Annotated in this window: 10 protein-coding genes; 8 read left to right on the top strand and 2 right to left on the bottom strand. The window is 69.9% G+C overall.

Annotated elements, in window-relative coordinates:
- The first annotated feature begins 214 nt into the window (after nucleotides 1–214).
- On the top strand, nucleotides 215–487 hold the full coding sequence (locus tag HMPREF2924_RS17885; RefSeq protein WP_004364121.1) for a hypothetical protein: 273 nt from the start codon (nucleotides 215–217) through the stop codon (nucleotides 485–487).
- Nucleotides 488–517: 30 nt separating this feature from the next.
- Here HMPREF2924_RS17885 and HMPREF2924_RS17880 read toward each other — a convergent pair whose 3' ends face one another.
- Nucleotides 518–943, bottom strand: coding sequence for a VOC family protein (locus HMPREF2924_RS17880; protein ID WP_003116492.1), 426 nt, complete (start codon nucleotides 941–943; stop codon nucleotides 518–520).
- A gap of 100 nt (nucleotides 944–1,043) precedes the next feature.
- Between HMPREF2924_RS17880 and HMPREF2924_RS17875 the strand changes: the two genes are divergently transcribed.
- Nucleotides 1,044–1,928 carry a LysR family transcriptional regulator gene (locus HMPREF2924_RS17875; protein WP_004364122.1) on the top strand — a complete coding sequence of 295 codons (885 nt, stop codon included), beginning with the start codon at nucleotides 1,044–1,046 and terminating at the stop codon, nucleotides 1,926–1,928.
- Here HMPREF2924_RS17875 and HMPREF2924_RS17870 read toward each other — a convergent pair.
- On the bottom strand, nucleotides 1,901–2,854 hold the full coding sequence (locus tag HMPREF2924_RS17870) for a LysR family transcriptional regulator (RefSeq protein WP_003085661.1): 954 nt from the start codon (nucleotides 2,852–2,854) through the stop codon (nucleotides 1,901–1,903). The two genes, HMPREF2924_RS17875 and HMPREF2924_RS17870, sit on opposite strands and share 28 nt — an antisense overlap.
- 220 nt (nucleotides 2,855–3,074) lie before the next feature.
- On the opposite strand from HMPREF2924_RS17870, the gene HMPREF2924_RS17865 reads away from it, so the two are divergent.
- The 6 genes from HMPREF2924_RS17865 to HMPREF2924_RS17840 all read left to right on the top strand — a co-directional run bounded on the left by HMPREF2924_RS17865 (nucleotide 3,075) and on the right by HMPREF2924_RS17840 (nucleotide 9,733).
- Nucleotides 3,075–3,509: a RidA family protein gene (locus tag HMPREF2924_RS17865; protein ID WP_003158601.1), complete on the top strand. Its 435-nt coding sequence runs from the start codon at nucleotides 3,075–3,077 to the stop codon at nucleotides 3,507–3,509.
- A complete protein-coding gene (locus HMPREF2924_RS17860) occupies nucleotides 3,506–4,753 on the top strand; it encodes an aminotransferase class V-fold PLP-dependent enzyme (RefSeq protein WP_003140896.1) in 1,248 nt (415 codons plus the stop codon). The genes HMPREF2924_RS17865 and HMPREF2924_RS17860 overlap by 4 nt, the downstream gene beginning before the upstream one ends.
- 288 nt (nucleotides 4,754–5,041) lie before the next feature.
- Nucleotides 5,042–6,337: a 3-keto-5-aminohexanoate cleavage protein gene (locus HMPREF2924_RS17855; protein ID WP_003118649.1), complete on the top strand. Its 1,296-nt coding sequence runs from the start codon at nucleotides 5,042–5,044 to the stop codon at nucleotides 6,335–6,337.
- The gene (locus tag HMPREF2924_RS17850) at nucleotides 6,334–7,581 is read left to right on the top strand and encodes an MFS transporter (RefSeq protein WP_004364126.1); all 1,248 of its coding nucleotides are present in this window, start codon (nucleotides 6,334–6,336) and stop codon (nucleotides 7,579–7,581) included. Before HMPREF2924_RS17855 ends, HMPREF2924_RS17850 begins: the two co-directional genes overlap by 4 nt.
- 30 nt (nucleotides 7,582–7,611) lie before the next feature.
- On the top strand, nucleotides 7,612–8,313 hold the full coding sequence (locus HMPREF2924_RS17845) for a haloacid dehalogenase type II (RefSeq protein WP_003116497.1): 702 nt from the start codon (nucleotides 7,612–7,614) through the stop codon (nucleotides 8,311–8,313).
- A 103-nt stretch (nucleotides 8,314–8,416) separates the two neighbouring features.
- Nucleotides 8,417–9,733 carry an Nramp family divalent metal transporter gene (locus HMPREF2924_RS17840; protein WP_003109741.1) on the top strand — a complete coding sequence of 439 codons (1,317 nt, stop codon included), beginning with the start codon at nucleotides 8,417–8,419 and terminating at the stop codon, nucleotides 9,731–9,733.
- Nucleotides 9,734–9,756 lie beyond the last annotated feature (23 nt).

The raw sequence follows: 9,756 nt of genomic DNA, 5'->3' as shown, positions 1-9,756 counted from the left end.
AGGGGGATGAAGGTGGAAGGGGACTGTGCGGTGACGGTTTTGCCCGGACAAGGCGCCGCTCGGGCAAGGTGCGAAGCGCTTCACAAAATGCCAAACAGAGGGCGAGCGCATCCCAGCGCCAACACGCAATCGCCTTGAATGGCCGCTTCGATTCCTCGTCATGCGGGGATGCCGTGCCCGGCTCCAGCGCATCGCCACCCACACCGGAAACCCCATGCCCTACCGCGTTCTCCTGCTCATCCTGGCCCTGACGCCCGCCCTCGCCTCCTCCGCCACCCTGGACGAACGCCTGGGCGACCTTGAACACGCCTTCAAGCCCGACCTCGACGGGACGGAAAGCGCAAAGCCGGCCAGCCCGCCGCCGGAGCGGTTCAAGCTGGCGCCGCTGGGTAGCGTGGTGCGCAAGAAAGAGTGCGCAACGTCGAACCTGCCGGATGAGCAGTCCAGCTGCGCGGCGCTGGAGTTCTGCACGGACTGCGCGCAGTAAGCGCAGCCTCCAGGCGGAGCGCCGGCAATCTCACTTGGCGAACAACTGGTCCATGTCGCGGAAGCTCTTGAACTCCAGCGCGTTGCCGCAGGGGTCGAAGAGGAACAGCGTGGCCTGCTCGCCGACCTGGCCCTTGAAGCGGATATAGGGCTCGATCACGAAGCGGGTGCCGCGCTGCTTCAGGCGTTCGGCCAGGGCGTGCCAGTCGTCCCAGGCGAGGACCACGCCGAAGTGCGGCACCGGCACGTCGTGGCCGTCCACCGGGTTGCTACCGGCGTGGCGCTGGGAGTCGGTCTGCGGGTGCTGGTGGATGACCAACTGGTGGCCGAAGAAGTCGAAGTCGACCCAGTGCTCGGCGGAGCGGCCTTCGCTCAGGCCGAAGACCTCGCCGTAAAAGCGCCGGGCGGCGGGCAGGTCGTGGACGGGGATGGCGAGGTGGAAGGGCATCAGGCTCATGGCGCGGTTCCTCTGTGGGTGTGCCGGGATTATTTGCCGTGCCGATTTCGATGGAAAGCGCATAATATTTCGCCTGAGCAATACTTTTTTCGAGGCTTGGATGATCCGCGAACTCCGCACCCTGGTCGCCGTGGCGCGCCGGGGCTCCTTCGCCGCGGCGGGGGAACAGGTGGGGCTGACGCAGTCGGCGGTGAGCGCGCAGATCCGCGCGCTGGAACGCAGCGTCGGCGTCGAGTTGTTCAAGCGCACGCCGCGCGCGGCGAACCTGAACGAGGCCGGGCGGCAGGCGGTGCGTACGGCCGAGCAGATCCTCGCGCTGTTCGACGGCATCGGCCAGGGCGACAGCCCGCGCGGACGCCTGCGCATCGGTGCGGTGAACACGGCGCAGACCGGGCTGCTGCCGGAGGTGCTCAAGCGCCTCGCCGAACAGGCGCCACACATCGAGCCGCAGGTGGTGCCGGGCGTCTCGCTGCACCTGCTGGACCAGGTGGACGCCGCCGAACTGGACCTGGCGATCCTCATCCGCCCGCCGTTCAACCTGCCGCGCGGGCTCTCCGCGCAACGGGTCGAGCGCCAGCCGTTCGTGCTGATCGCGCCGCCGCAATGCACCGCGACGGATGCGCTGGAATTGCTGCGCACGCAACCGTTCATCCGCTACGACCATGTGTCCTTCGGCGGTCGCCTGGTGGGCGATTTCCTCGAGGCGCAGCAGCTCAGGCCGCGCCAGGTGATGGAGCTGGACGAGATCGACGCGATCGCGCGGATGGTGGAGAACGGTCTCGGCGTGGCGCTGCTGCCCCGGGCCGGGCTGTGGCTACGCGAGCCGGCGCGGGTACGGGTGATCGAACTGGGCGCGCTGGAATTCCAGCGCGAGCTGGTGATGGTCAGCCGCAGCGGTTCGGCGCAGGACGACCTGGTCGGTGAATTCCGCCGCGCCCTGCTGGCCGAGACGGCGGCTCAGGAGGCCGCGCCGACCACCGCGTAGCGCGGCGCCGGGCGCGCCAGCTCGCCGAGGAAGGTCCACAGGCGTTCGGCCTCGCCGGGTAGCGGCAGGCGGCGACGGATCAGGGTGTAGCGCAGCGGTACGTCGAAGCGCTGGCCGCCGGCGCGCACCAGGCGACGGCTGGCGAGGTCCTCGCGGACCAGGGTATGCGGCAGCCAGGCGACGCCCAGGCGCGATTGGGCGAAGAAGCGCAGCCCCTCGGTCTGGCTGGAGCTGTGATGGCGCTGGAGGAACAGGCCGCTGTCGCGCAGCAGCGGTTCCAGGGCCCAGCCCAGGTGGCATTCCTCGGAGTAGCCGAGGAACGACAGCGCTTCGGTCTGCAGGCGGTCGAGGTTGAACAGCGGCTGGCCGGCGGCGTCCGGCGCGCAGACCGCCACCAGTTGTTCGTGACCAAGCTCCAGGCGCTGGAACTCGGCTTCGCTGTCGATGCCCAGGCGGCGCGACACCGCCTCGCCTTCGTCGAGCAACGCCACCACGTAGTCCACCGAGCCGTCGCGCAGGCGCGACAGGCATTGCGGCAGGTAATCGCAGTCGACGCTGAACTTGGCGCTGCGGAAGTCCGCCTGCAGACGCGGAATCCAGTGCGGGAAAAACACCGAGGAGAGGATGTGCGGGGCGCAGAAACGGATGCGCCGCTGGGCGTCTTCGTCGCGCTCGCGGATCGACTGGCGCAGGTTGTCCAGGGCGCGCACCGCGTCCTGCGCCACGCCTTGCAACTGACGGCCGGCCTCGGTCAGTTCGAGGGCGTGCTTGTGGCGCTCGAACACCGGTGCACCGAGCCACTGTTCCAGGGTCTGGATACGCCGGCTCAACCCGGACACGGAGACATGGCACTCCTGCGCCGCACGGCTGAAGCTCTTGATCCGACAGAGGACGAGGAAGTCCTTGAGCATCACCAGGTCGATCATCGTTGCGCGTTCCTCAACGGTCGGGCGTTTTCAGTCTACTTCGCGCGGCGGTGCCTGTTGCAAGGCTAAAGTTCGGTTTGTTTTGCCGATTTGGCAAGCAGCTCGTCGACTCCCGCAAAACAGACCGGGAAAACCGGCCCACAGTAGTGAGGTCGCGCTTTTCCAGCCATCGACCCGCCCGAGCATCGTGGCCGGGCGGGTCCGCCACGAGGACAGGACCATGCAGACATCCCCCGCTCCGGCCATCGTCGCCGGCGGCGCCTACCAGCCGGTGGTGCTCCACGCCGGCATCGCCTACGTCAGCGGCCAGTTGCCGCGCCAGCACGGCGAGCTGCGCTGGACCGGCAAGGTCGGCAGCGAACTCGACCTGGAACAGGCCCGCCAGGCCGCCCGGCTCTGCGCGGCGCGCTGCCTGCTGGCGCTGGAGGAGGCGCTGGGCGGCCTGCAACGGGTCGAGCGGCTGCTCAAGGTGACCGGCTACGTCGCCAGCGCGGCGGGTTTCGTCCAGCAGCCGGCGGTGATCGATGCCGCCAGCGAGTATTTCGACGAGGTGCTCGGCGCGCGCGGCGGCCACGCCCGCGCCGCCGTCGGCGTGGCCGAGCTGCCGCGCGGCGCCGCGGTGGAGGTGGAACTGATCGCGGCGGTGCGGCCATGAGCGCGCTCTTCCCCGCCGGCCCCGACGCCTTCGGTGCCGACGAACTGCTGCGCCTGCGCCGCGAGACCCCGGCCTGGGGCAGCTACGCGCACTTCGCCCATGGCTCCGCCAGCCTGCCGCCGCAGGTGCTCTACGACGCCCTCGACAGCTGGCTGGAAGCCGAGCGGCGCTGGGGCGTGCAGCGCGCCGCCGAGCATTTCGCCGAGCCCTTGCTGGCGGTCCGCGACAGCGTCGCGCGAGTGCTCGGCACCCAGCCACGGCACATCGCCCTGCTCGACTGCGCCAGCCGCGCCTGGTCGGTGGCCTTTGCCGCGGCCCTGGCCGCCCATCCACGGATACGGGCGATCAGCAGCTTCGACGAATACGGTTCCAACAGCCTGTGCCTGCTCGCCGCGCGCCAGCAGCGCGGGCTGGAGCTGCGCCTGATCGACGCACGCGGCGACGCCGCACAGCTGTTGCAACGGCTCGACGAGCAGTTGCACGACCTCGCCCCCGGCCAGACGCCGCTGCTGTCGCTCAGCGCGGTGCCCACCGGGCATGGCGCGGCTACCGCGCTGGAGGGCGTAGCCGAGCGCATCCGCGCCCATGACGGGCTGTTCTTCCTCGATGCCAGCCATGCGGTCGGCCAGTTGCCGCTGGCGGTGGAGGCGACCGGCTGCGACGTGCTGGTGTTCCCGCCACGCAAGTGGCTGCGCGGGCCAAAGGGACTCGGCGTGCTCTATCTCGGCGAACGCGCCCTGGAGCGCCTGGCCCTGCCCGACGGGCTGGACGTCGGCGGCGCGCAATGGAGCGACGCCTTCGCCTTGCAGGCGCGGGATGACGCGCGGCGCTTCGAATGCTCGGAGTTCAACCCGGGGCTGCGCCTGGCGCTCAAGGCCAGTTGCGACTACCTGTTGCAGACCGACGTCCGGCGCATCGCCCGGCGCAACCGCCAGTTGCGCGAACGCATCGCCCAGCAGCTCTACCGCCGGCTCGGCTGGACGCCGCTGGAACAAGGGCCGCACGCCAGCGCGCTGATGACCTACGCGGCCCCCGAACTGAGCGGCGAGCAATGGTTGAAGCGCCTCCACGCGCGCGGCGTGAACGCCTCCTACATTGGCCCGCAGTATGCCCGCTGGGCGCTGCGCGAGCAGGCGCTGCCGGGGGTCCTGCGCCTGACTCCGCACTACCTGACCGACGACGGCGAGATCGAGCGCCTCGGCGAGGCCCTGGAGGATTGCCTGCGACAGCGCGCCGCCAGTTGAGCGAGCTTGCGCGAATGGCAACGTTGCGCCGCCGTGCCGGCGGTTGGCGCAACGCCGGGCGATTTGCGCAAGGTCTTTGTGCCGGCGGCAACGAGCGTTGCCGAATGCGCCGCGCACGGCCGCCGCCATGCGGTTTAAATCCCTCTCGTAGAACAACGCATAACGATCCCGCCAGCGACATCTTTCACCTGCCTGAGACACCGACGACTTTCGACGCCCTGGGCAGCCTTTCGGTCCGCCGCGGACCGCTCCGCCCTCAATGGAATGATGAATGGAGGAAAGACGACCATGACCGGATCCCGGAAAACCCTGATTCTCGGATGCGCCTCCACCGGCGCCAAGTTCACCCCGCGCAACCACGCCGCCACCGGCGACCGCCTGCTCGACAGCATCTGCACCGGCGCCACCATCCGCACCGCCCCCGGCGAACTGCTGGACGAAGCGCGCCAGCTCTACGAGATGGGTTGCCGCTACTACCACTATCACGCGCGCAACCCGCTGACCCAGGAACAGACCACCGACAACGACATCTACCAGGCGGTCAGCCGCGCCCTGCAGAACCGCTTCCCCGACCTGATGCTGAGCTTCGGCGCCAGCCGCAACGGCAGCGAGGTGCAGGAGAACATCCGCCGCTTCGGCGAGTGGGAGCGGGTCAGCCACTGCGCCATCCCGCTGCATCTGGGCGGTGCGCACTTCGTGACGATCCAGGCGGCCATCGAATTGCAGGTGATCTGCGAGCTGGAGAAGCAAAGGCGCAAGCTCGACCTCGACTATGCCTCCAGCCCGGCCTTCCTCGCCGACCTGCGCGACTACCAGCCGTCCACGGCGCTGGAAAAGGCCGAGTTGCAGACCCACTCCACCAGCAAGGGCGCCGACTACGGGGTGACCTCGCCGATGACCCAGTTCCAGGTCTACCGCAACGCCATCCAGGCGCGCCAGAAGCTCGGCCTGTTCCACGAGGTGGAGTGGGTGCAGCATGTGCGCAGCTACGCCATGACCCGTTTCGCCGTGGAGCACCCGCGCCTACGCCTGGGCGGTTCCGGCCAGTTGAACGTGATCCTGCTGTTCGGCTTCTCGCCACGCCTGCCGTTCCCGGAGACCTACCAGCAGTTCCGCGCGGTGATCGAGAGCGCCAAGAGCCTGGAGTACGACATCGGCGAACCCGGCGTGCGCAAGCGCAAGGTCAGCATCACGGTCGGCGCGGCGGTGATGCCGCAGCATGCCGCGCAGCACTTCCGGCCGCTCGACGTCGGTCCTCGCGCCGGCACCCCGCTCTGCGCGGTGCGCCGGCTGGCCGCCTATGCCGCGCAGGCGGACAGCCAGGTCGATGTGCTGCGGGTCGGCATGGAGGACACGCCCTACGCGGTGGACGATGACGGCCGGGTGACGCTCAGCGACAACTGCCAACTGCTGCGCCAGGCCCTCGACGAACTGCGCGCCAACGGCGCCGAGGCCGAGCTCGACGGCGAACGGATCTTCCAGCGCATGGGCATGGAACGCACCCTCGGCGAATACCTGTCGCTGCAGCGCCTGCATCCGCTCGGCGAAGCCAACTTCACCCTCGCACGGGAGTTCGTCCAGTGACCGCCGCCCTCGCCGCGAACCCGACCCAGCGCTACCGCTGGGTCATCCTGCTGATCGCCACCTTCGCCCAGGCCTGCGCCTGCTTCTTCGTCCAGGGCATCGGCGCGATCGCCGTGTTCATCCAGAACGACCTGCAACTCTCGTCGCTGCAGATCGGCCTGCTGGTGTCGGCGGCGCAGCTGGTGCCGATCGTCGGCCTGCTGGTGGCCGGCGAGCTGCTCGACCGCTACTCCGAACGGCTGGTGGTCGGCCTCGGCACGCTGATCGTCGCGCTGGCCCTCTGCGCCTCGCTGTGGGCCACCGACTACCTGACCATCCTGCTGTTCCTGGTGGTCGTCGGCGCCGGCTACAGCACGGCGCAGCCGGGCGGCAGCAAGTCGGTGTCGCGCTGGTTCGCCAAGACCCAGCTGGGCTTCGCCATGGGCATCCGCCAGGCCGGGCTGCCGCTGGGCGGCGCGCTGTCCGCCGCGCTGCTGCCGTACCTGGCGGGAGTCTACGGCTGGCGCAGCGCGTTCCTCGCCGGCGGCCTGGTGGCGTTCCTCGGCGCGCTGGCCTTCATGCTCTTCTACCGCACCCCGCCGGACGCCCCGGCGCCCGGCGCGAACCCCGCCGAACGCGACCTGGGCGCGGTGGTGAAGTCGCGGCTGGCGATGATCACCGACCCGGCGATGAAGAACATCGTCTGTTCCGGGGTGGCGCTGATCTCGGTGCAGTACGGCATCCTGGTGTTCACCGTGCTCTACCTGCACGAGGCCCTGGAGATCGGCATCGGCATGGCCGCGACCCTGCTGTTCGTCGCCCAGGGCAGCGGCGTCGCCGGGCGCATCCTGCTGGCCGCCTGGAGCGACCGCTGCCGCGCCGGGCGCTACTTCCCGGTGATGGTCTGCCTCGGCGCGGTGATCCTCGGCCTGCTGGCGCTGGTCCTGCTGCCCCTGCAATCGCCGTTGGGGATGGGCCTGGTAGTGGCCTGGCTGGGCTTCTTCGGCTTCGGCTGGTACGGTCCCTGGGTGGCCTATGTGGCGGATACCGCGCCGGTCGGCAAGACCGGCTTCGCCCTCGGCCTGGCGATGGCCATCAACCAGCTGGCGATCGTTCTCGCGCCGCCGGCGCTGGGGCTGCTCAAGGACTTCAGCCACAGCTTCGTCCCCGGCTGGCTGGCGCTCTGCCTGATGGCGGCGGTAGCCCTTGTGGTCACCGCCTGGAGCGGCCGCGGCCTGCCCACGGCGCTGCCACAGAAGCACTGAAGCGATGACGGCCATGGCCGAGGAGGCACGATGCGCGCGATCCTGTTCGATGTGTTCGGTACCCTGGTGGACTGGCGTTCCAGCCTGATCGAGCAGTTCCAGGCGTTGGAGCGCGAACTCGGCGGAACCCTGCCCTGCGTGGAACTGACCGACCGCTGGCGCCAGCAATACAAGCCGGCGATGGACCGGGTACGCAACGGCCAGGCGCCCTGGCAGCACCTCGACCAGTTGCACCGGCAGAGTCTCGAGGCCCTGGCCGGAGAGTTCGGCCTGGCGCTGGACGAGGCCCTGCTGCAACGTATCACTGGCTTCTGGCACCGCCTGCGGCCGTGGCCGGACACGCTCGCCGGGATGCACGCGCTGAAGGCCGACTACTGGCTCGCCGCGCTGAGCAACGGCAACACCGCGCTGATGCTCGACGTCGCGCGGCACGCCGGGCTGCCCTGGGACATGCTGCTGTGCGCCGACCTGTTCGGCCACTACAAGCCCGACCCGCAGGTCTACCTCGGCGCCTGCCGCCTGCTCGACCTGCCGCCGCAGGAGGTGATGCTCTGCGCGGCGCACAACTACGACCTCAAGGCCGCGCGCGCCCTCGGCCTGAAGACCGCGTTCATCGCCCGGCCGCTGGAATACGGCCCCGGCCAGACCCAGGACCTCGCCGCCGAGCAGGACTGGGACCTGATCGCCAGCGACCTGCCGGACCTGCACCGGCAACTGGCGGCCTCGGCCTGACCGAATTCCTACTTCCTGCCCCTGAACCGCTCGCCCAACCCGCGCGCTACGGCGCGCCGGGAAAGGCGCGCAGCGCCGGCACGCGTCCGGCAGGAGCTTCGTCATGTCCGCGAAGGATACCCCGGCCACCCAGGCCGCCGAGCCCGGTCGCGCACAACCGGTCGAAGTCCCCGGTGGCGGCCACTGGTGGCGCCGCCTGCTGGCCTTCGCCGGCCCCGGCTACCTGGTCGCGGTGGGCTACATGGACCCGGGCAACTGGGCCACCGACGTCGCCGGCGGCGCGCAGCTGGGCTACCTGCTGCTCTCGGTGATCCTGCTCTCCAGCCTGATGGCGATGCTGCTGCAGGCGCTGTCCGCGCGCCTGGGCATCGCCAGCGGCCTGGACCTGGCCCAGGCCTGCCGCGAACGCTACTCGCCGAGCACCTGCCGCCTGCTGTGGCTGGCCTGCGAGACGGCGATCATCGCCTGCGACCTGGCCGAGGTGATCGGCACCGCCATCGCCCTGAAGCTGCTGTTCGGCCTGCCGCTGGCCTGGGGCGCGTTGCTCTGCGTGGGCGACGCGCTGCTGGTGCTGGTCCTGATCGGACGTGGCCAGCGGCCGCTGGAGGCCTTCGTGGTGGCGTTGCTGACACTGATCTTCGCCTGCTTCGCGGTACAGTTGCTGCTCTCGCGCCCCGAACTCGGCGAGGTGCTCCAAGGGTTCTTGCCGAGCCCGCGAGTGCTCAGCGACCCGGCTGCCCTGTACCTGGCGATTGGCATCGTCGGCGCGACCGTCATGCCGCACAACCTCTACCTGCATTCCTCGCTGGTGCAGAGCCGCGCCTACCCGCGCAGCCTTGCCGGCAAGCGCCAGGCGCTGCGCTGGGCGGTGGCCGACAGCAGCCTGGCGCTGACCCTTGCGCTGCTGGTCAACGCGGCGATCCTGATCGTCGCCGCCAGCGTGTTCCACCGCAACGGGCACACCGAAGTGGTCGATATCGAGCAGGCCCACGCGCTGCTCTCGCCATTGCTCGGCCTGGAACTCGCCTCGCTGCTGTTCGCCGTGGCGCTGCTCGCGTCCGGCCTCAACTCGACGGTCACCACCACCCTGGCCGGGCAGATCGTCATGGAGGGCTTCCTCCGCCTGCGCCTGGCGCCCTGGGCGCGGCGCCTGCTGACCCGGGGCGTCGCGGTGCTGCCGGTGCTGCTGGTGACCCTGCTCTACGGCGAGGACGGCACCGCGCGGCTGCTGATCTTCAGCCAGGTGATCCTGTCGATGCAGTTGCCGCTGGCGGTGATCCCGCTGCTACAGTTCGTTTCTGACCGGCGCCTGATGGGCCCGCTGGCGATCGGCGCCGGGACCCGGTGGCTGGCCTGGGCGGTAGCGCTGGCGATCGTCGGCCTGAACCTGCAACTGCTGGCCGACTTCGCGTTCGGCTGAGCATTGCCTGAAGGCACGCTGCG

Origin of the sequence: Pseudomonas sp. HMSC063H08 (genome assembly GCF_001813645.1) — a bacterium.
Lineage (GTDB): Bacteria > Pseudomonadota > Gammaproteobacteria > Pseudomonadales > Pseudomonadaceae > Pseudomonas > Pseudomonas aeruginosa.
Note: the sequence above shows the minus strand (reverse complement) of the source record. Positions and strands in the feature narration are given on the sequence as shown.

Bases quoted from the DNA above. Each gene is read 5' to 3' on its own strand.
- HMPREF2924_RS17885 (WP_004364121.1), top strand. From the start codon at position 215: ATGCCCTACCGCGTTCTCCTGCTCATCCTGGCCCTGACGCCCGCCCTC.
- HMPREF2924_RS17880 (WP_003116492.1), bottom strand. From the start codon at position 943: ATGAGCCTGATGCCCTTCCACCTCGCCATCCCCGTCCACGACCTGCCC.
- HMPREF2924_RS17875 (WP_004364122.1), top strand. From the start codon at position 1,044: ATGATCCGCGAACTCCGCACCCTGGTCGCCGTGGCGCGCCGGGGCTCC.
- HMPREF2924_RS17870 (WP_003085661.1), bottom strand. From the start codon at position 2,854: ATGATCGACCTGGTGATGCTCAAGGACTTCCTCGTCCTCTGTCGGATC.
- HMPREF2924_RS17865 (WP_003158601.1), top strand. From the start codon at position 3,075: ATGCAGACATCCCCCGCTCCGGCCATCGTCGCCGGCGGCGCCTACCAG.
- HMPREF2924_RS17860 (WP_003140896.1), top strand. From the start codon at position 3,506: ATGAGCGCGCTCTTCCCCGCCGGCCCCGACGCCTTCGGTGCCGACGAA.
- HMPREF2924_RS17855 (WP_003118649.1), top strand. From the start codon at position 5,042: ATGACCGGATCCCGGAAAACCCTGATTCTCGGATGCGCCTCCACCGGC.
- HMPREF2924_RS17845 (WP_003116497.1), top strand. From the start codon at position 7,612: ATGCGCGCGATCCTGTTCGATGTGTTCGGTACCCTGGTGGACTGGCGT.
- HMPREF2924_RS17840 (WP_003109741.1), top strand. From the start codon at position 8,417: ATGTCCGCGAAGGATACCCCGGCCACCCAGGCCGCCGAGCCCGGTCGC.